Origin of the sequence: Pseudomonas sp. B37(2017) (assembly GCF_002112885.1) — a bacterium.
Taxonomy (GTDB): Bacteria; Pseudomonadota; Gammaproteobacteria; order Pseudomonadales; family Pseudomonadaceae; genus Aquipseudomonas; species Aquipseudomonas paraglycinae.
This window is the reverse complement of the sequence record NZ_NEIX01000010.1, coordinates 156,890-177,693: the sequence shown is the minus strand read 5'-3', so window position 1 is coordinate 177,693 and position 20,804 is coordinate 156,890. Positions and strand designations below refer to the sequence as shown.

At 62.5% G+C, this 20,804-nt stretch carries 17 protein-coding genes; 11 read left to right on the top strand and 6 right to left on the bottom strand.

What is annotated here, in order from left to right:
* Positions 1-36: 36 nt before the first annotated feature.
* Positions 37-483 carry an ATP-dependent zinc protease gene (locus tag CAF90_RS23025; RefSeq protein ID WP_170844915.1) on the top strand — a complete coding sequence of 149 codons (447 nt, stop codon included), beginning with the start codon at positions 37-39 and terminating at the stop codon, positions 481-483.
* Positions 480-1,385, top strand: coding sequence for a 30S ribosomal protein S6--L-glutamate ligase (gene rimK, locus CAF90_RS23020; RefSeq protein WP_007952690.1), 906 nt, complete (start codon positions 480-482; stop codon positions 1,383-1,385). Before CAF90_RS23025 ends, rimK begins: the two co-directional genes overlap by 4 nt.
* A 35-nt stretch (positions 1,386-1,420) precedes the next feature.
* On the opposite strand, the gene CAF90_RS23015 is transcribed toward rimK, so the two are convergent.
* Both CAF90_RS23015 and ompR read right to left on the bottom strand, forming a co-directional pair.
* Positions 1,421-2,734 carry an ATP-binding protein gene (locus tag CAF90_RS23015; RefSeq protein WP_007952691.1) on the bottom strand — a complete coding sequence of 438 codons (1,314 nt, stop codon included), beginning with the start codon at positions 2,732-2,734 and terminating at the stop codon, positions 1,421-1,423.
* 114 nt (positions 2,735-2,848) lie between these two features.
* The gene (gene ompR / locus CAF90_RS23010) at positions 2,849-3,589 is read right to left on the bottom strand and encodes a two-component system response regulator OmpR (RefSeq protein ID WP_007952694.1); all 741 of its coding nucleotides are present in this window, start codon (positions 3,587-3,589) and stop codon (positions 2,849-2,851) included.
* Between the two features lie 360 nt (positions 3,590-3,949).
* Here ompR and CAF90_RS23005 point away from each other — a divergent pair, with 360 nt between their 5' ends.
* From CAF90_RS23005 to tauD, 7 genes are all read left to right on the top strand, one after another.
* The gene (locus CAF90_RS23005) at positions 3,950-6,274 is read left to right on the top strand and encodes a Tex family protein (protein WP_085608615.1); all 2,325 of its coding nucleotides are present in this window, start codon (positions 3,950-3,952) and stop codon (positions 6,272-6,274) included.
* Complete coding sequence (locus CAF90_RS23000) at positions 6,274-6,657, top strand: PaaI family thioesterase (protein ID WP_085608614.1); 384 nt, start codon at positions 6,274-6,276, stop codon at positions 6,655-6,657. Before CAF90_RS23005 ends, CAF90_RS23000 begins: the two co-directional genes overlap by 1 nt.
* Before the next feature lie 317 nt (positions 6,658-6,974).
* Entirely contained in the window at positions 6,975-8,558 is a 1,584-nt protein-coding gene (gene gshA, locus CAF90_RS22990) for a glutamate--cysteine ligase (protein ID WP_085608612.1), read from the top strand.
* A gap of 300 nt (positions 8,559-8,858) precedes the next feature.
* Complete coding sequence (tauA, locus tag CAF90_RS22985; protein WP_007952702.1) at positions 8,859-9,836, top strand: taurine ABC transporter substrate-binding protein; 978 nt, start codon at positions 8,859-8,861, stop codon at positions 9,834-9,836.
* Between the two features lie 16 nt (positions 9,837-9,852).
* Positions 9,853-10,647 carry a taurine ABC transporter ATP-binding subunit gene (gene tauB, locus CAF90_RS22980; RefSeq protein WP_085608611.1) on the top strand — a complete coding sequence of 265 codons (795 nt, stop codon included), beginning with the start codon at positions 9,853-9,855 and terminating at the stop codon, positions 10,645-10,647.
* Positions 10,644-11,483, top strand: a complete 840-nt coding sequence (gene tauC / locus CAF90_RS22975) for a taurine ABC transporter permease TauC (RefSeq protein WP_064382739.1) — start codon at positions 10,644-10,646, stop codon at positions 11,481-11,483. Before tauB ends, tauC begins: the two co-directional genes overlap by 4 nt.
* A gap of 57 nt (positions 11,484-11,540) precedes the next feature.
* The gene (gene tauD / locus CAF90_RS22970) at positions 11,541-12,383 is read left to right on the top strand and encodes a taurine dioxygenase (RefSeq protein WP_085608610.1); all 843 of its coding nucleotides are present in this window, start codon (positions 11,541-11,543) and stop codon (positions 12,381-12,383) included.
* 46 nt (positions 12,384-12,429) lie between these two features.
* Here the strand turns inward: tauD and mgrA are convergent, their stop codons facing one another.
* Genes mgrA through CAF90_RS22955 form a run of 3 tightly spaced genes read right to left on the bottom strand, consistent with a single transcriptional unit; the run spans position 12,430 to position 17,053 of the window.
* Positions 12,430-13,467, bottom strand: coding sequence for an L-glyceraldehyde 3-phosphate reductase (gene mgrA / locus CAF90_RS22965; RefSeq protein WP_085608609.1), 1,038 nt, complete (start codon positions 13,465-13,467; stop codon positions 12,430-12,432).
* Positions 13,468-13,506: 39 nt separating this feature from the next.
* Positions 13,507-14,826, bottom strand: a complete 1,320-nt coding sequence (locus CAF90_RS22960; RefSeq protein ID WP_085608608.1) for an LLM class flavin-dependent oxidoreductase — start codon at positions 14,824-14,826, stop codon at positions 13,507-13,509.
* A 1-nt stretch (position 14,827) separates the two neighbouring features.
* Positions 14,828-17,053: a TonB-dependent receptor gene (locus CAF90_RS22955; RefSeq protein WP_085608607.1), complete on the bottom strand. Its 2,226-nt coding sequence runs from the start codon at positions 17,051-17,053 to the stop codon at positions 14,828-14,830.
* A 206-nt stretch (positions 17,054-17,259) separates the two neighbouring features.
* Between CAF90_RS22955 and CAF90_RS22950 the strand changes: the two genes are divergently transcribed.
* Both CAF90_RS22950 and CAF90_RS22945 read left to right on the top strand, forming a co-directional pair.
* On the top strand, positions 17,260-18,297 hold the full coding sequence (locus CAF90_RS22950; protein WP_085608606.1) for a LacI family DNA-binding transcriptional regulator: 1,038 nt from the start codon (positions 17,260-17,262) through the stop codon (positions 18,295-18,297).
* 199 nt (positions 18,298-18,496) lie between these two features.
* Positions 18,497-18,757: a hypothetical protein gene (locus tag CAF90_RS22945; protein ID WP_007952727.1), complete on the top strand. Its 261-nt coding sequence runs from the start codon at positions 18,497-18,499 to the stop codon at positions 18,755-18,757.
* A gap of 24 nt (positions 18,758-18,781) precedes the next feature.
* Here the strand turns inward: CAF90_RS22945 and betT are convergent, their stop codons facing one another.
* Positions 18,782-20,743, bottom strand: a complete 1,962-nt coding sequence (betT, locus tag CAF90_RS22940) for a choline transporter BetT (RefSeq protein WP_170929420.1) — start codon at positions 20,741-20,743, stop codon at positions 18,782-18,784.
* Positions 20,744-20,804 lie beyond the last annotated feature (61 nt).

Below are 20,804 nucleotides of genomic sequence, written 5' to 3'. Positions count from 1 at the left end.
CCATTGAAGACATTTGACCATTTGACCGTTATCGGTCTGCGCGAGTGGGTGGCGCTTCCGGATCTGGGAGTCGCTGGCCTTCGGGCAAAAATCGACACCGGCGCCAGCACCTCCAGCCTGCATGCCACCGACATCGAGCCGTTCGAACGTGACGGCGAGAAGTGGGTGCGCTTCACCGCGCACCTGGGCACCGTCGTGCAGTTACGCCATCGGCGATGCGAAGCGCCACTGGTCGCCCGCAAGACCATCAAGAGTTCGAACGGTCAGGCCCAGGTGCGCTACGTGATCAGCACCACCCTGGCCCTGGGTGACCGGGTTTGGCCGATCGAGTTCACCCTCGCCTGCCGCAAGTCCATGCGCTATCGCCTGTTGCTCGGTTCCAAAGCCCTGATCGACGGCCAGCTGGTGGTCAATCCGGGCATCAAATATGTACAAGACAAGCCGGTGTTCCCGGTATCTACCTCCTCCACAGGTGTTGCATGAAGATCGCTGTGCTGTCGCGGAACCCGCGTCTGTATTCCACCCGCCGTCTGGTCGAAGCCGGAACCGAACGCGGGCATGAAATGGTGGTGATCGACACCTTGCGCGCCTATATGAACATTGCCAGCCACAAGCCGCAGATCCACTACCGCGGCAAACCGCTGGAGGGTTTCGATGCAGTGATCCCGCGGATCGGCGCGTCGGTGACGTTTTATGGCTGCGCAGTGTTGCGCCAGTTTGAAATGATGGGCGTGTTTCCGCTCAACGAATCGGTAGCCATCGCCCGCTCGCGGGACAAGCTGCGTTCGTTGCAGTTACTGTCACGCCGGGGCATCGGTTTGCCGGTGACCGGCTTCGCCCACTCGCCGGACGATATTCCCGACTTGATCGACATGGTCAACGGCGCGCCGCTGGTGATCAAGGTGCTGGAAGGCACACAGGGCATCGGCGTGGTGCTGTGCGAAACCGCGACGGCGGCGGAGTCGGTGATCGAGGCCTTCATGGGCCTGAAGCAGAACATCATGGTGCAGGAATACATCAAGGAGGCCGGCGGCGCCGACATCCGCTGCTTCGTGGTCGGCGACAAGGTGATCGCGGCGATGAAGCGTCAGGCCAAGCCCGGCGAGTTCCGCTCCAACCTGCACCGGGGCGGCAGTGCCAGCCTGATCAAGATCACCCCGGAAGAACGCATGACCGCGCTGCGTGCGGCCAAGGTCATGGGGCTGTCGGTGGCGGGTGTGGATATCCTGCGCTCCAACCACGGGCCGCTGGTGATGGAAGTGAACTCGTCACCGGGTCTGGAAGGCATCGAAACCACCACGGGCAAGAACGTGGCGGGGATCATCATCGAGCATCTCGAGAAGAATGGCGGGCCGAACATGACCCGCACAAAAGGCAAGGGTTGAACCTTGAATCAGGCGGCCGCAAGGCCGCCTGAAACTTAAACCGCGTCTCGCGGCAGCATCAATCCCAGCGGCAACCGGACCCGTGCTTCCAGCCCGCCACCGGAGCGGTTGCGCAGTTCGACATTGCCGCCGTGCATCGAAGCAATCCGCTTCACAATCGCCAGTCCCAGTCCGGTGCCCTTCCCGCCCCGCGCCCGATCGCCACGGGTGAACGGGTTGAAGATCGCCTCAAGCTCGGAAGGGTCGATCCCCGCCCCACGGTCCATCACGCTCAGCACCACGTACGGCGCGCTGGTGTCACCGGACACATAGGCTGCGACGTCCACGCTGCCGCCGGCATGATTCAGCGCGTTGCCAATCAGGTTGTTCAGCAGACGCTTCATCGACACCCGACGCAGCGGGAACGGCTGGATCGGTTCCAGGCGCAGGCGCACTTTCTCTTCGGTCTGGTTATAGGGCGCCGCCACTTCACGCACCAGATCGCTGAGGTCCACCTCCTCAACCGACTCGTCCCGACCATCGCGAATGAAGGCGAGGAACTGGTCGAGGATCGCGTCCATGTCTTCGATGTCGCGCACCATGTCGTCGGTCAGGTCGGTGCGGTCGCCCATCAACTCCAGTGACAGCCGCAAACGGGTCAGCGGCGTCCGCAAGTCATGGGATACCCCGGCGAGCATCAGCTCACGCTCGCGACCGGCCTGCTCGACGTCTTCGGCCATCTGGTTGAAGGCACGATAAACCTCGGCCATTTCGCTGGGGGTGTCGCTGATCGGCAGGCGCACGCTGCGGCCCTGGCCGAGTTGCCGGGCGGCATAAACCAGACGTTTCAGTGGCTGGTTAAGCTGGCTGACGAAAATCCACGCAGACGCCGTGGACAGCAGGCCGATCGCCAGGAACCAGCCGAGCACGTTCCAGATTTTCTGGCCACGCAACGGGTGCGGGTACAACGGCACTTTCAACCAGCCATCACCGAGGCTCGGGGCACGAACCCACAAGGCCGGCGGCGAATGCATGCGCAAGCGCACTTCGGTGTCGGCACCCAGTTCCGCCTGCATCTGCCGCTGGTAGATTTCACTGTACGGCCAGTGCTGTTCGCCTTCCGGCACACCGGCGCCGACCACCCGGATCAGCGTGGCGGCATCGGCGATTTTCGCGCGGTTCTCTTCGTCGGCGGCCCAGTAGGCGCGCAGCGTCAGGGCGACGCCGTGGCTGTATTGGCGATCCACCAGCACGTCCTCGTTCATCAACAGATAAACCAGGGTCAATGCCTTGGAAAACAATACGACGATGAGCACCAGCCAAAGGGTGCGGGAGAAGAAACTTTGGGGGAACCAGACGGGGGTTTTCATGGATAACCGCTACACACTTGCAGGAGCGAGCAATGCTCGCATATTGCGGATTGCGAGTCTGCGCGGACGGCGTTTCCGACCGTTTCCCGCAGACCCGCTCCTACAAATCACCCATCACTTGGTGGAGTTGCCATCCGGCACGAACACGTAGCCGACACCCCAGACAGTCTGGATGTAGCGCGGCTTGGACGGATCAGGTTCGATCATCCGGCGCAGACGGGAAATCTGCACGTCGATGGAACGCTCCAGGGCATCCCACTCGCGGCCACGGGCCAGGTTCATCAGCTTGTCGCGGGTCAGCGGCTGACGGGCGTTCATCACCAGGGCCTTGAGCACCGCAAACTCACCGGTGGTGAGCATGTGCACTTCGTCGCCGCGTTTGAGTTCGCGGGTGGCCAGGGACAGCACGTAGTCGCCGAACGTGACGTTTTCTTCTTCACTGCCCGGCGCGCCCGGCACCGGCGCGGCCTGACGGCGCAGCACGGCTTTGACGCGAGCCATCAGCTCGTCCGGGTTGAATGGCTTGGCCAGGTAATCGTCGGCGCCCAGTTCCAGGCCCTTGATACGGCTCAGCTCGTCGCCCTTGGCGGTGAGCATGATGATCGGAATCTGATTGTTCGCGCCACGCAGGCGGCGGCAAGCGGTCAGGCCGTCTTCGCCCGGCAGCATCAGGTCGAGGACGACCAGGTTGAACACTTCACGCGACAGCAGACGATCCATCTGCTCGGTATTCGGTACGGCGCGGGCACGGTAGCCCTTGCTGACGAAAAAGCGTTCCAGCAGGCTGCTCAGCCCCGGATCGTCGTCAACGATGAGAATTTTTTCGCCTTCAGCAGTTTGTGCAGTGCTGCTCATTGGATGCTCCTTTTAGCTCGGCGCGCATTATGGCGTAGCTGCCGTTATACGCACCGTGTGCATTGTTAGCAGATTTTTCCTTCACTGCCAGAAAACCGGGGCTTGTGCCTACAGACTGCGTCCCCCCCGAATGACAGAACGCTGGTTATAATGCGCGGCCTTTTGTGTCAGGCAACGTCTGAATCGTTACCGCAGGTGGCCGTCCTTTATTTTCATGGGCGCCGCAGTAATTGTTCGATTTCACGGGTCAATGGGATGCCTTTTGACCCAGGCAGCGGCCAGCATCAAGCCGCCCCACCAGACTCCGGGCCTTCATTTACGCGCCTGCGAGCCTGCTTTCACAATTTGTCAGGTGGTTTTATGGACAGCATCAACAGCCGCATCGCCGAGGAACTCGGCGTACGCCCACAACAGGTCGAAGCGGCCGTCGCGCTACTCGATGAAGGCTCTACCGTTCCCTTCATCGCCCGTTACCGGAAAGAAGTGACCGGCAGCCTCGATGACACCCAATTGCGTCATCTGGAAGAGCGTCTGCGCTACCTGCGAGAACTCGACGAACGGCGCATCAGCATTCTTTCCAGCATCCAGGAGCAGGGCAAACTCACCCCTGAGCTGGAGCGCGAAATCAAACTCGCCGACACCAAGACCCGCCTCGAAGACTTGTACCTGCCGTACAAGCAGAAGCGCCGCACTAAGGGCCAGATCGCCCTGGAAGCCGGCCTCGGCGAACTGGCCGACGGTCTGTTCAACGACCCGTCGCTGGCCCCGGAAGCCGAAGCCGCGCGCTTCGTCGACGCCGAAAAAGGCGTGGCCGACGCCAAGGCAGCGCTGGAAGGCGCCAAGTACATCCTCATGGAGCGCTTCGCCGAAGACGCCAACCTGCTGGAAAAACTGCGCACCTACCTGAAACAGGAAGCCACCCTCAGTGCCCGCGTGATCGCCGGCAAGGAAGAAGAAGGCGCGAAATTCCGCGATTACTTCGAACACGACGAACCGCTGAAAAGCATGCCGTCGCACCGCGCGCTGGCGATTTTCCGTGGCCGCAACGAAGGCATTCTCAGCTCTGCACTGAAAGTCGGCGACGAACTGCCGGGCACCCTGCACCCGTGCGAAGGCATGATCGGTCAGCACGTCGGCATCCAGAACCAGAACCGGCCGGCCGACAAATGGCTGGGTGAAGTGGTGCGCTGGACCTGGAAGGTCAAGCTCTACACCCACCTGGAAACCGACCTGCTGGGCGAGCTGCGCGACGGCGCCGAAACCGAAGCGATCAATGTGTTCGCCCACAACCTGCACGACCTGCTGCTGGCCGCCCCGGCCGGCCCGCGCGCCACCCTGGGCCTCGACCCGGGCCTGCGTACCGGTTGCAAGGTCGCGGTGGTCGACTCCACCGGCAAGCTGCTGGATCACGCCACGGTTTACCCGCACGTGCCGCACAACAAATGGGATCAGACCATCGCCATTCTGGCCGCTCTGTGCGCCAAACATTCGGTCGACCTGATCGCCATCGGCAACGGCACCGCCAGCCGTGAGACCGACAAGCTGGCCATCGAGCTGATCAAAAAATACCCAGCGATGAAAATGACCAAGGTCATGGTGTCCGAAGCCGGCGCATCGGTGTATTCGGCATCGGAGCTGGCAGCCAAGGAATTCCCGGATCTGGACGTGTCCATCCGCGGCGCGGTATCGATTGCCCGTCGCCTGCAGGATCCGCTGGCCGAACTGGTGAAAATCGATCCGAAATCCATCGGTGTCGGCCAGTACCAGCACGACGTGTCGCAGCTGAAACTGGCGCGTGGTCTGGACGCCGTAGTCGAGGACTGCGTGAACGCCGTCGGCGTGGACGTGAACACCGCCTCCGTGGCGCTGCTGGCGCGGATCTCCGGCCTCAACGCGACGCTGGCGCAGAACATCGTGACTCACCGTGATGAGCACGGCGCGTTCAAGACCCGCGCCGCGCTGAAGAAAGTCGCGCGTCTGGGCGAGAAAACCTTCGAACAGGCCGCCGGCTTCCTGCGCGTGATGAACGGCGACAACCCGCTGGACTCCTCGGCCGTTCACCCGGAAGCCTATCCGCTGGTGCAACGCATCGCCGCTGAAACCGACCGCGACATTCGCTCGCTGATCGGCGACGCCTCGTTCCTCAAGCGTCTGGATCCGAAGAAATTCACCGACGAGACCTTCGGTCTGCCAACCGTCACCGACATCCTGCAGGAACTGGAAAAACCGGGCCGCGACCCGCGTCCGGAGTTCAAGACCGCCGAGTTCCAGGAAGGCGTCGAGGACCTGAAGGACCTGCAACTGGGGATGATCCTCGAAGGCGTGGTGACCAACGTGACCGCGTTCGGTGCGTTCGTTGACATCGGCGTGCATCAGGACGGTCTGGTGCACATTTCGGCGCTGTCGGAGAAATTCATCAAGGATCCGCGCGAAGCGGTGAAGGCCGGTGACGTGGTGAAAGTGAAGGTCATGGAAGTCGATATCCCGCGCAAACGCGTCGGCCTGTCGATGCGCATGAGCGACACCCCGGGCGAGAAAATCGACGGTGCCCGTGGCTCGCGCCCAGGCTCGGCGCCACGCCAGTCGCAGGGTTCGGCGCCACGCAAGGAAAGCACCCCGGCGGCTCCGGCGAACAACGCCATGGCATCGCTGTTTGCCAACGCCAAGCAGTTGAAGAAACGCTGATGGGCATTCCGGCCGGGCTCGTCGAGAGCGCGTTTTTCAAGCTGTTGGGCTGCCGCCTGCACAGCCTGGAAACCGGGGTGGCGCAAGTCGCCCTGGCGCTGGAACCCGAACTGCGCAATCGCGGCGGCAAGCTGCACGGCGGCGCACTGTTCAGTCTGGTGGATATCGCCATGGGGCTAGCCTGTTCCAGCACCCATGGCTTCGACCAGCAGAGCGCGACCATCGAGTGCAAGATCAACTACATCCGCGCCGTCTCTGAAGGCGAGGTGATGTGCACGGCGCGGGTGATCCACCCGGGCCGACGCACGCTGGTGGTCGAAGCCGACGTGATGCAGGGCGACAAACTGGTCGCAAAAGCGCAAGGCACGTTCGCTGTCCTGTAGATGTTGTTCATCATTTTGAGTTAATTTCGGCGCTGTGATCGCAGCGTCGGAGTTTCCTGTGGGAGCGGGCTTGCCCGCGAATGGGGCGTATCAGCCAGTATCAACTTGTCTGACACACCGCTTTCGCGGGCAAGCCCGCTCCCACAGGGATCTCATTTTCTTCGCGTGTATCAGCCAGATTCAAGGATTGAAGTCGGCGTTTCCAACATGGGTTTAACCACCCGAAAACCAGGCGAAAACGCCAGTTTCAACTTCACCCTTGTAGACCGTCCTGCCCACCCCCATATTGGGGCGACTGACGCGTGAAGGAATCCAAATTGAGCGAACTTCTCAACCGCCGCCTGGCTCTGCTCGGCGAGCGCGCTAACCTCTCTCTGCTTGAGCAGTGCCTTCACGGTATCGAACGTGAATGCCTGCGCGTGACCGGCGAAGGCCGCCTGGCCCAAACGCCGCACCCTGAAGCCCTGGGTTCCGCGCTGACCAACGAACAGATCACGACCGACTATTCCGAGTCGCTGCTGGAGTTCATCACGCCCGCCCTGCCAGACCCTGCCGATACTCTGGCGAGTCTGGACAAGATTCATCGCTTCGCCTACAGCAAGCTCGGCAATGAGTACCTGTGGAGTCCATCGATGCCGTGCCCGTTGCCGGCCGAGGAAGACATCCCGATCGCCTATTACGGCACCTCCAACATCGGTCAGCTCAAGTACGTCTACCGCAAGGGCCTGGCCCTGCGTTACGGCAAGACCATGCAGTGCATCGCCGGGATTCACTACAACTTCTCCCTGCCGGAAAAGCTCTGGCCGTTGCTGAAAGAGGCCGAAGGCTTCGTCGGCACCGACCGGGATTTCCAGTCGTCGTCCTATATCGCGCTGATCCGCAACTTCCGCCGCTACAGCTGGCTGCTGATGTACCTGTTCGGTGCTTCGCCGGCGCTGGACGCCGGTTTCCTGCGCGGTCGTGCGCACCAGTTGGAACAGCTGGATCCGGACACCCTGTACCTGCCCTACGCCACCAGCCTGCGCATGAGCGACCTCGGTTACCAGAGCAATGCCCAGGCCGGCCTGACGCCGTGCTACAACGACCTGGCGAGCTACACCGACAGCCTGCGCAAAGCGGTGGCCACACCGTACGCGCCGTACGTTGAAGTCGGCACGCACCAGGATGGCGAGTGGGTGCAACTGAACACCAATATCCTGCAGATCGAAAACGAGTACTACTCGAACATCCGCCCGAAACGCGTGACCTATACCGGCGAGCGGCCGATCCAGGCCTTGATGGCCCGTGGCATTCAGTACGTCGAAGTGCGCTGCCTGGACATCAACCCGTTCCTGCCGATGGGCATCGACCTCACCGAGTCGCGCTTCCTCGACGCGTTCCTGCTGTACTGCGCGCTGAACGAAAGCCCGCTGCTGACCAACAACTCCTGCGGCAACGCCACCTCCAACTTCCTCAGCGTGGTCAAGGAAGGTCGCCGTCCGGGCCTGCAATTGCAGCGCGACGGGCAACCGGTCGAGCTGAAGGAATGGGCCGCCGAACTGCTGGAAAAAATCGCTCCGCTGGCGGCGATGCTGGATCAAAGCCACGGCGGCGATGCCCACAGCAAGGCACTCGATGCGCAGCTGGCCAAGGTCAAGGATTCGTCCCTGACACCTTCGGCTCAGGTGCTGGCGGCGATGGCCGCGCACAAGGAAAGCTTCGCGCAATTCTCCCTGCGCCAGAGCCAGGCCCACGCCGAGTTCTTCCGCAGCGAACCGTTGGCGGCTGAGGAACAAGCGAAGTTCGAAGAACTGGCGCGGTCTTCGCTGGCGCAACAGGCTGACCTTGAGCAGAACGAGGTGGGCGATTTCGACGTATTTGTCGGGTCGTATCAGGCGAGCATTCTGGCGATCAGCAACTGATCGTTTGTCTTTGGATTGATCGTTCCCACGTCGAGGCATCGAACCGCCTGTGTGGTAACGCCTCACGCTGATGATCATTCCCACGCTCTGCGTGGGAATGCCTCAAGGGACGCTCTGCGTCCCAGTGACGCGGAGCGTCACAAGCTGAGTTCCCACGCAGAGCGTGGGAACTGACAAAGACTCCCCGGCTTAGATTTTTCCGCTCATAAGCTCATTCTAAAAAGTTATTTATTTTTAGATTCTTAGATCATTTAGTCTCCTTTCACGCCGACGCTCGGTCGCCTGATATGGAGCTCTTCAATGAAACTGAATTTCCCGCTTCGCCTGCTGGCCGTGGCCTCTCTGGCTGCTGCGAGTTTCCTGGCTCAGGCCGCCGACCTCACCGTCGCCTACCAGACCACCGTTGACCCGGCGAAAGTCGCCCAGGCCGACGGCGCCTACGAGAAAGCCACCAAGGCCGACATCAACTGGCGCAAATTCGATAACGGTGCCGACATCATCGCCGCCATCGCCTCCGGCGACGTGCAGATCGGCTACCTCGGTTCCAGCCCGCTGACCGCTGCAATCACCCGCAAAGTCCCGGTGGAAACCTTCCTCATCGCCACCCAGATCGGCGCCGCCGAAGCGCTGGTCGCCCGCGACGGCTCCGGCATCAAGACGCCGCAGGATCTGGTCGGCAAGAAAATCGCCGTGCCGTTCGTGTCCACCGGTCACTACAGCCTGTTGGCCGCACTGAAGCACTGGAACATCGACCCGTCGAAAGTCACCGTCCTCAACCTCGCCCCACCAGCGATCATTGCTGCGTGGAAACGCGGTGACATCGACGCCACCTACGTCTGGGATCCAGCGCTGGGTGTGGCCAAGGAAAACGGCAAAGTGCTGATCACTTCCGGTGAACTGGCCAAGTTCGGCGCGCCGACCTTCGACGCCTGGATCGTGCGCAAGGACTTCGCCGAGAAGCACCCGGAAATCGTCACCGCATTCGCCAAGGTCACCCTCGACGCCTACGCCGACTACCGCAAGGATCCGAAAGCCTGGCTCGCCAACCAGAGCAACGTCGACAAGCTGGTGAAGCTCTCCGGCGCCAAGGCCAGCGACATCCCATTGCTGCTGCAAGGCAACGTCTACCCGCTGGCGGCGGATCAGGTCAGTGACCTCGGCGCGCCGACCACCAAAGCCATCACCGACACCGCTGCGTTCCTCAAGGAGCAAGGCAAGGTCGAAGCGGTACTGCCGGACTACGCGCCGTACGTCAGCGCCAAGTACATCACCAACTGATCGGGAGTTAATTGCGATGGCCTTGCTACAGCTGGAGCGCATCAGCGCACAGTACCCCGGCAGCCCGGAACCGGTACTGTCCGACATTTCCCTGACCCTCGGCCCTCAGCAATTGCTGGTGGCCCTCGGCCCGTCCGGCAGTGGCAAGACTTCGCTGTTGAACCTGATTGCCGGCTTCGTCGAACCGAGCGCCGGCCGTATCACCCTCGACAACGTGCCGGTCAAAGGCCCGAGCGCCGAGCGCGGCGTGGTGTTCCAGGACGATGCCCTGCTGCCTTGGCAGGACGTGTTGGCCAACGTCGCTTTCGGTCTGGAACTGGCCGGTGTGGCCAAGGACAAACGCGAACAGCGCGCCCGGGAAATGCTCGCGCTGGTCGACCTTTCCGGCTTTGAACATCGTCGCATCTGGCAGCTTTCCGGCGGCCAGAAGCAACGCGTTGGCCTGGCCCGCGCCCTCGCCGCCGATCCGCGTGTTTTGCTGATGGACGAACCCTTCGGCGCCCTCGACGCCTTTACCCGCGAACAGATGCAGGAGCTGTTGCTGCAAGTCTGGCAACGCACCGCCAAACCGGTGTTCCTGATTACCCACGACATTGAAGAAGCGGTGTTCCTCGCCACTGACCTGATTCTGCTCGCGCCGAATCCGGGGCAGATCGTCGAGTGTCTGCACCTCGACTTCGGCCAGCGCTACGCCGCCGGCGAATCGGCGCGGGCGATCAAGTCCGATCCGCGCTTCATCGAAACCCGCGAACACGTGCTGGCCAAAGTGTTCTCGCAACGCAGCGCCGTTCAACGGCAGGAGCGCGCATGAGCAGTTACGACGTTTCCGCCACCGCCGTGAAACCCGCCGCCACATCGGTGGTGATTCCCGTGCGTCGCAGCCTCAGCACCCGCTGGATCAGCCTGCTGACCCTGTTCGCGTTGCTGGTGATCTGGTGGGCCGTCACGGCCACCGGTCTGATCGAACCGCTGTTCCTGCCGCCACCGTCCGCCGTGCTGCAAAAAGGCTGGTTGCTGGCGACCACGGGCTACATGGATTCGACGTTGTGGCAGCACCTGGGCGCCAGTTTGAGCCGCATAGGCCTGGGCCTCGGTTTTGCGATTCTGACCGCAGTGCCGGTAGGCATTGCCATCGGCGCCAACCGAATCGCCCGTGGCGTGCTCGATCCGCTGATCGAGTTCTACCGGCCGATTCCGCCACTCGCCTATCTGCCGCTGATCGTGATCTGGTGCGGCATCGGCGAGTTGTCGAAAGTGCTGCTGATCTACCTGGCGATTTTTGCCCCGATCGCGATTGCAACCGCCACCGGCGTGCGCACCGTCGACCCGGCCAAACTGCGCGCCGCGCAGTCGCTGGGCGCCACTCGCGCACAACTGATCCGCCACGTGATTTTGCCAAGCGCCCTGCCAGACATTCTGACCGGTGTGCGCATTGGTCTGGGTGTCGGCTGGTCGACTCTGGTCGCCGCTGAACTGATCGCGGCCACCAGCGGCCTGGGCTTCATGGTGCAGTCCGCTGCGCAATTTCTGGTCACTGATGTGGTGGTACTGGGGATTCTGGTCATCGCCCTGATCGCCTTCGCCATGGAAATGGGCCTGCGCGCCCTGCAACGCAAACTGGTGCCGTGGCACGGCCAGGCCCACTGATTTTTCAGCACTGACTACCCCGACAGTTTCGGGGCCCCGGAATTGAAGAGAACCACCATGAGCAGCCTGAACATCACCCCTTTAAGCTCGGCCCTCGGCGCACAGATCAGCGGCGTCGACATCAGCCAGCCGCTGAACCTGGAACAGCGCGACGCCATCGAGCAGGCACTGCTCAAATACCAGGTGCTGTTCTTCCGCAATCAGCCGATCGAGCCTTCGCAGCAGGCGCGTTTTGCCGCCTATTTCGGCGACCTGCACATTCACCCGATCTACCCGAACGTGCCGGAACAGCCGGAAGTGCTGATCCTCGACACCGCCGTCACCGACGTGCGCGACAACGCCATCTGGCACACCGACGTGACCTTCCTGCCGACCCCGGCCATGGGCGCGGTGCTCAGCGCCAAGCTGTTGCCGGAGTTTGGTGGCGACACATTGTGGGCCAGCGGGATTGCCGCGTATGAAGCGCTGTCGGCGCCGATGAAAGCCATGCTTGAAGGGCTGACCGCGACTCACGATTTCACCCGCTCGTTTCCACTGGAGCGCTACGGCAACACGCCGGAAGCATTGGCGCAGTGGGAAGCGGCACGGCGCAAGAATCCACCGCTGTCGCACCCGGTGATTCGCACGCACCCGGTGAGCGGGCGGCGTTCGCTGTTCGTCAGTGAAGGGTTCACGTCGAAGATCAATGAGCTGTCGGAGACCGAGAGCGAAGCGGTGTTGAAGTTCTTGTTCGCGCATGCGACGCGGCCGGAATTCACCATTCGCTGGCGCTGGCAGAAGGATGACATTGCGTTCTGGGACAACCGTGTGACGCAGCATTACGCGGTGGATGATTACCGTCCGGCGCGGCGGGTGATGCAGCGGGCTACGGTGTTGGGGGATGTGCCGTTTTTTCGCTGAACAATTGATCGTTCCCACGCTCTGCGTGGGAACGATCAGTGTGTCGTTATTCCGCCGTAGAAGGTTTCTCCCAAAGATTGATCCCGCCCTCCAGGGCAAACCGGTCAATCTCCGCCAGCTCTTCCGCACTGAAGCTCAAATTCTTCAAAGCCCCGACGTTCTCGATAATCTGCTCCGGCCGGCTCGCGCCGATCAGCGCCGAAGTCACCCGAGGATCGCGCAGCGTCCACGCCAACGCCAGTTGCGCCAGGCTCTGCCCACGACGCTTGGCAATCTCGTTCAACGCCCGCACATGAGCAATATTCGCCTCGGACAAGTGCGAAGACAGCAACGAGCCACCGCCCGGACGATTGATCCGCGCATCCGCCGGCACGCCATTGAGGTATTTGTCGGTCAGCAGCCCCTGCGCCAGCGGGGTGAAGGCAATCACGCCGGTGCCGAGTTCGTCGGTGGTGTCGAGCAGGTCCTTTTCCACCCAGCGGTTGAGCAGGTTGTACGCCGGTTGGTGAATCAGCAGCGGCACTTTCCACTCTTTGAGCAACGCGGCGATCTCGCGGGTTTTCACCCCGGAGTACGACGAGATGCCGATGTACAGCGCCTTGCCCTGCTGCACCGCCGTGGCGAGGGCGCTGGCGGTTTCTTCCAGCGGGGTGTCCGGGTCGAAGCGGTGCGAATAGAAGATATCCACATAGTCCAGGCCCAGGCGCTGCAGGCTCTGGTCGAGGCTGGCCAGCACGTATTTGCGCGAGCCGCCGCCCTGGCCGTAAGGGCCGGGCCACATGTCCCAACCGGCCTTGCTGGAGATGATCAGTTCATCGCGATACTGCTTGAAGTCTTCGCGCAGCAAACGGCCGAAATTGGTCTCGGCGCTACCGTAGGGCGGGCCGTAGTTGTTGGCCAGGTCGAAGTGGTTGATCCCCAGATCGAACGCCGTGCGCAGCAACGAGCGCTGAGTATCGATCGGCGTGCTGTCGCCGAAGTTGTGCCACAGGCCCAGGGACAGCGCCGGCAGCACCAGACCGCTGCGTCCGACGCGGCGGTAAGGGATGGAGTTGTAGCGATTCTTGGCAGCGGTGTAAGTCATCGAATCCTCTCTTGTCGGTCTTGAATCGGGTGTCGATTGCTACGCAAATCTGTTGCCGGGCCGGGCGAGGCCAAGGTTCTGGCGCAAGGTCCGGCCCTCGTATTCGGTTCTGAACAGTCCACGCCGTTGCAGTTCCGGGACCACGCCGTTGGCGAAGTCTTCGAGCCCGCCGGGCAGGTGCGGCACCAGCACGTTGAAGCCGTCCGCCGCGCCCTGCTCGAACCATTCCTGCAAACGGTCGGCAATCTGCGACGGTGTGCCGACGACGCTGTAATGCCCGCGACCACCGGCGATTCTGCGACCCAGCTCGGCCAGGGTCAGATGCTCCCGGCCGGCCAGTTCGGTCAGCAGTTTCTGCCGGCTTTGCTGGCCGCTGTCAGTCAGCGGCAACTCCGGCAGCGGCCCGTCCAGCGGGTACTTCGACAGATCGAAGTTGCCCAGCATACGCCCAAGAAGGGCGACGCCAACCTCGGGTTCGACCAATTGCTGAAACGTTTCACATTTTTCCTGCGCTTCGGCTTCCGTCTGCCCGACCACGACAAACACGCCGGGCATGATTTTCAGCGAATCGGCACTGCGTCCGTACTTCGGCAAGCGTCCCTTGAGGTCGGCGTAAAACGCCTGAGCGCTGGCCAGCGAGGTCTGCGCGGTGAACACCACTTCGGCCGTCTGCGCCGCCAGTTCACGTCCGGTTTCCGACGAGCCGGCCTGCACGATCACCGGCTGACCCTGTGGCGAACGCGCGACATTCAGCGGGCCTTTGACCTTGAAGTGCTCGCCGACGTGATTCAGCACGTGCAGCTTTTCCGGGTCGTAATACGCGCCGCTGGCCTTGTCGCGGATGAAGGCGTCGTCCTGCCAACTGTCCCAGAGCCCGGTGACCACCTGATGAAATTCCCGGGCGCGGCTGTAGCGTTCGGCATGGCCGATGTGTTCGTCGCGGCCGAAATTCTGCGCTTCGGCGGCGTTGTCCGAGGTCACCAGATTCCACCCCGCTCGCCCGCCCGACAGGTGATCGAGGGAGGCGAATTTACGCGCCACGTGGTACGGCTCGTTGTAGCTGGTGGTGGCGGTGGCGATCAGGCCGATGTGTTCGGTCACTGCGCTCAGGGCCGAGAGCAAGGTCAGTGGTTCGAAGTGATCCGAACGGGCCATGCGGCTAGCAATGTCCTGGGTTGGCGCGGCGACGCTGTCGGCGACGAACAAGGTGTCGAATTTCGCCGCCTCGGCAATCTGCGCCAGGCGTTTGTAATGGGCGAAATCCAACCCGGCGTTGGCCGGCACGTCCGGATGACGCCACGCGGCAACGTGGTGCCCGGTGGCCATGACGAACGCGCCGAGTTTCAGCTGTCTGCTCATCTCAGAAGTCCTTGCGCAGTTGCACGCCGAAGTAGCGCTCGTCGTCGCGAGGCACAGCGCGGTAGATGTAGTTGCCACCGCTGGCGAGCAATGGCGAATACGACTTGTCGGTGAGGTTCTTGCCGAGCAACGCCACGCGCCAGCCGTTGGTGTAATCGGCCAGAGCCACGCTGGCGTTCCAGAGGCCGTAGGCGCCCTGTTTGGTGTCGGCGTTCTGGCTGATGTCGTACTGCACTTCGCTCTGCCAGCTGTAGTCGGTGCCGAGTTCGATATCCAGGCCGTTCTCCAGCGGGATGGTGTAATCGGCCCGCACGTAGCTTTTCCAGTCCGGGCTGAACGGCAGCGGTTTACCGTTGACGTTGCACGACGCCGCCGCGCCTGCCGGGCAGGCGAACTCGTCGATGCGGGCGCGGGTGTAGGCCAGCGCACCCGAGAATTTCAGTTGCTGGGTCGCCTGCAGGGCGAAATCAAGTTCCACACCCTCGGTGCTGACGCTGCCGGCGTTGATCAGGCGCGTTACGACTTGCCCGGCGACGGTGTCGAAAAAGTTCGCCTGATAGTTGTCGTAGTCGCTGTGGAAAACCGCGAGGTTGGTGGTCAGGCGATTGTTCCAGCTTGAGGCTTTGATCCCCGCCTCCCAGGTGTTGGAAGTCTCCGGTTTCAGCGCTTCCGTGTCGCGCGGCTGCATGTTGAAGAACACGTTGTAGGCCGGGCCTTTGTAGCCACGCGAATAGGTCAGATACGTGGTGACGGTATCGCTCAGGTCGTATTGCAAACCGAGCCGGCCGGACCAGCCATCCTCGTCCACCGAACCGGAACTGCGGGTGGCTGGCTGAATGCCGCTGACGGTGGTGGCGGAGGTGGAAACACGACGGTGATCGTATTCCAGATCGTCGTGGGTGTAGCGCAGGCCGGCAATGCCACGGAAGTCCGAAGTGAAGTTCAGCGTGCTCTCGCCGAACACGGCGTAGCTGTCGCTGGTGGTGCTGTAATCGGCGACGCCGCGATCAGTGCGCGTGGTGGTAGTCAGGGTGCGTTGATAGGTTTCCTCGTCCTTGCCGTGCATGTAGAACAGGCCGCCGACGTATTCGAGGAACTCGCCTTTCGGCGACGCCAGACGCAGCTCCTGCGAGTACTGGTCGAAGGCCAGATCGCCCTTGTCCGCTGTGCCCGGGAACGCCGCCGTTACCGTGCCGAGGCGGTCACCGTCCTGATACTGGGTGTTGTCCCAGCCGCGCCACGCGGTGATCGAGGTCAGGGTGTAATCCCCCAGTTGCCAGTCGAGCTGGCCGGACAGGCCCTTGTTGGTGTCTTCGACGTGGGTACGGGTGTCGGTGTTGATGTCGCGGTTGTGGCTGGTCGCGCCGACCGGGCTCAGCGCATTGGCGAAGGCCGGGGTCAGAGCCTTGGTGACGACGCCGTTGGGGCCGTCATCGTGGGACTGCATGTAGTCGGCGATCAGGGTGAACGTGATGTCGTCATTCGGAGTGAATTCCAGTTTGCCGCGCACGCCGCGATGGTTGTAACCGTTGACCTCCTGACCGTTGTGCTTGTTGTCGGCGTTGCCGTCGTAAGTGCCGAACAAGGTGCTGATCGAGCCCTTGAGCGTGTCCGGAATCAGGCTGCCGCCGATGCCGAAACGGGTGCGGCTTTCGTTACCGCTGTAGTACGACTGATCAATGTAGCCGTGGGTCTCGGCGGTCGGCGCCTTGCTGGTGATGTTCAGCACGCCGGCCGAGGCGTTCTTGCCGAACAGCGTGCCTTGCGGGCCGCGCAAGACTTCGACGCGTTCCAGATCCAGCAGATCGAGAGTGGACTGGCCGGGACGGGCGTAGACCACGCCATCGATTACCGTGGCCACGGTCGGCTCGACGCCCGGCGAGGTGGAAATAGTCCCCACGCCACGCACGAATAGCGAGGTGTCCTTGTTCGACGCGCCAGTGCGGAAATTCAGCGACGGCACTTGCTGGACGATGCTCGCCACGCTGTTGCGGTTGTCGCGCTCCAGCTGCTCACCGTCGATCACCGACACCGCCACCGGCACCTTTTGCAGCGACTCTTCGCGGCGGGTGGCAGTGACCGTGACGGACTTGAGTGTCGGCTCCTGATCGGAGCTGTCGGCGGCGAACGCGGCCGGCAGCGGCAGCGCGGCCAGCCCGGTGAGTAGCCAGCCCGCAGCGCGGATCGATTGCGCCAGTTTGTGTGTCGCCCCAGGAATGTTGTGCATGTTTGCCCGCTCGAAAAGTTGCCCTGAACCGCTGCCGTTCTGCGACGACAGCGCCTGTCTCGGTGTCTTGGGCATTCGCTCGAGCGAGTAGCAGACAACGCGCCTTGTTAGCGCTAACATCGCCAGTATTGGCAAGTCGGACATAGACCGTCCAATACTGAAAAATTACTTTTATATGCGTTTTGGTTTTTAAGAAGGATCGAGCCTTGAGCGAAGAAAAGCCCCGCAAACGCCGTGGTGCCGGCCGCGTGACCCTCAACGCGGTAGCGCGCCAGGCCGGTGTTTCGGCGATTACCGTGTCGCGCTACTTCAACCAGCCGGAACAGGTCTCGCCCGAACGCCGCGAACGGATCGCGGCCGTGGTCGCCGAACTGGGTTACGTGCCGAATCTAGTGGCCGGCGGGCTCGCCTCGGCGCGGGGGAAAATCGTCGGCATGGTGATCCCGAACATCTCCGGGCCGATCTTCGCCAACACCATTCAGGGTTTCAGCGACACCCTCAGCCGTCACGGTTATCAGCTGTTGCTGGCCTCGAGTTACTTCAGCACAGAACAGGAAGAAAACGCCGTGCGGGCGTTCCTCGGCTGGTCGCCTGCAGCGCTGGTGGTCACCAGTCATTTCCACAGCGCGGGCACGGAAAAGATGCTCGCCGAGGCGGATATCCCGGTGATCGAAACCTGGGATTACCAACCGGATCGCGAGCCGATGCAGATCGGCTTTTCGCACTTTGAAGTGGGTGTCAGCGCCGCTCGTTATCTGCACGGCAAAGGCTATCGACGCATCGCGTTCGTGCAGAACAGCGCACCCGGCGACTTCAGCGCACTGGAACGCCGCGACGGTTACGCCGCGACCGTGCGCAAGCTAGGACTTGAGCCTTGGGTATTCGCACCGGACGCCGATCGCGCCCCGTTCGAGGCCGGCAAACAAGCGATGCAAGCACTGATGAACGCCTCACCCCGCCCCGACGCCATCATCTTCGCCAACGACAACCTCGCCGCCGGCGCCCTGCTGGCCGGACAACGCGCCGGCCTCAACATCCCCGAAGACTGCGCCGTCCTCGGCTTCGGCGACTACCCGTTCGCCGAGATGCTGCTGCCGAGCCTGAGCACCATCAAACCGCCCGCGCTGGAGATCGGCGTGCTGGCGGCAACGCGGGTGCTGGAAAGTCTGGGCGTGTTGCCGAGCGATGAGGTGCAGCGGCTGAACTTGCTGCAGTGCACGGTTATTGAGCGGGAAAGTACCTGACGAATATGGCGTGGGCGGGTTTGGCTATGCTCTAAATGAAACCGAGGTGGCGCCTTCGCGGGCAAGCCCGCTCCCACAGGTTCTGTGTTGCGTACAGAATCTGTGGAGGACACAGAACCCTTGTGGGAGCGGCGGTGCGACGATTCGACTTGCCCGCGAAGGCGCCCGACCAAACACCGACTATGCCGCAGGCCTCCCCATGCACACCGCAATCATCATTTTCTTCGGCCTGATCCTGCTGGCGCTGATGTTTTACATCGGCGAGCGCATCGGCTTCAGTCGGCAGACGCTGGCCTATGGTTTCGCGGCGTTGTGGCTGGCGTTGACGGTGATCAATGGTGCAGTCGGCGTGGTGCACGCCGGGCAGCCGCTGGGGTCGGAGATTGCGATTGGCAGCGCCGTGTATGGCGTGCCGCTGGCGGCGATGGTGTTGTTCATGGTGCTGAGCGCCGAGACCTGAAAGCGTCCCGGCGCCCTGCCCCGATCAACGCACCAGATGCAGGAACTGCATGTGCCGTTCGTACTGGTCGAGGATGTCGTTGATGATCTGCTCTTTGGTGTAGCCGACCAGATCGTAGTCCTGACTGCCCTCGCTCAAGTGCACTTCGGCGCGGTAGTAGCGGCGATTGTTGAGCTGCTTGGAGCCCATGCCTCCGCGGGCGAACGACGGCGTGAAGTAGCCGCGCATCTGCACCTGGTAGATGAACGGGTGCTGCTCGCCGTGACCGATTTCCAGACTGACGCTGTCGTGCGCCGGATCCGGCTGGGTGACCACGTTCAGGCCTTTCTCGGCGAATACGGCCGTCACTTCTTCGATGGCCGGTTTCACCGTGGTGTCCATGAAGCGGTACACCTCGTCGCGCGACGGGAAGTGCACGGCCTGGCTCAGACGCTGACGCCAGCCGCCCTTGCCACGCCGTGAGCCGGAGACCGGCGCCAGCGAATGCAGTTGCGCGATCTGCTTCTGCGACTCCAGGTAGAACGCCTTGTGCAGGCCCCACATCATCAGCAGCAGAATCAGCGAGAACGGCAGCGAGGTCAGCACCACCGCCGACTTCAGCGCATCGATGCTGCCGGAGAACAGCAGCGCACTGGTGATCAGCGCGGTCATCGCGCCCCAGAACACCCGCAGCCATTTCGGCCCGTCTTCATCCGGGTTGCCGCCCTTGGCCGACAGGGTCGAGAGCACCACGGTGCCGGAGTCGGCGGAGGTGACGAAGAACACGAAGCTGATGAACACCGTCACCGCGATGACGGTCTTGCCCCACGGATAGGTTTCCAGCAGCAGGTAGAGGGTCATCGACGGGTTGTCGAGGGCCGACATGCCCAGCGCCGACATACCGTGATTGAGCACCTGGTCGATGGCGCTGTTGCCGAAGATCGACATCCACGCCAGGGTGAAACCGAGCGGAATCAGCAGCACGCCGAAGACGAATTCGCGAATGGTCCGGCCACGGGAAATCCGTGCGATGAACAGGCCCACGAACGGCGACCACGCGATCCACCAGGCCCAGTAAAAGACTGTCCAGCCGCCGAGCCAGTCGCTCGGTTTGTCGTAGGCGTAGAGGTCGAAACTCTTCATCGGCAACGCGCCGAGGTAGTCGCCCAGATTCTGGATCAGGGTGTTGAGCAAATGCTGGGTGGGGCCGGCGAACAACACGAACAACAGCAGCGCACAGGCCAGCAGCATGTTGATGTCGGACATGACCCGCACGCCTTTATCCACACCGGAGACGGCGACGATGATCGCCGCGCCCATCATCAGCGTGATCAGGCCGACCTGAATCCACTGGGTGTGGGCGATACCGAACAGGTAGTCCAGACCGGAGTTGAGATGGAGCACGCCGAAGCCCATGTCCGCACCGAGGCCGAACACCGTGGCGATGATGCCGAAGCCGTCCACCGCGTAGCCGATGGGGCCGTTGATGCGCTTGCCGATCAGCGGATACAGCGCCGAACGCAGGGCCAGCGGCAGGTTATGCCGGTAGGCGAAATACGCCAGCGCCATCCCGACGAAGGCGAACACGCCCCAGCCGTGCAGGCCCCAGTGCAGGAACAGAATCTGCATCGCCTGACGCGCCGCCTCCGCGGTGCCGGCCTCGCCTTGCGGCGGCTGGAGCATGTGGGTCAGCGGCTCGGACACGCAGAAGAAAAACAGCGTGATGCTGATCCCGGCGGCGAACAGCATGCCGGCCCAGGACAGGTAACTGAATTCGGGTTCGTCGTGGTCGGCACCGAGTTTGATCTTGCCGTAGCCCGATAACGCGGTGACCACCACGAAGACCAGATACAGAGTCATCGCGAGCATGTAGTACCAGCCGACCGTGTTGGCCGCCCAGTTTTGCGCTTCGAGAAGCCAGGCGCCGGCCTGTTCCGGCATTGCGATGACTGTCAGGCCGAACAGCAGGATCACCGTCGCGGCGAACCAGAACACCGGCGGATTCATGCGCACCAGACCGCTGGCGGGGGTGGACGATGCACTCATGAACGGTGCACCTCAAGAGATT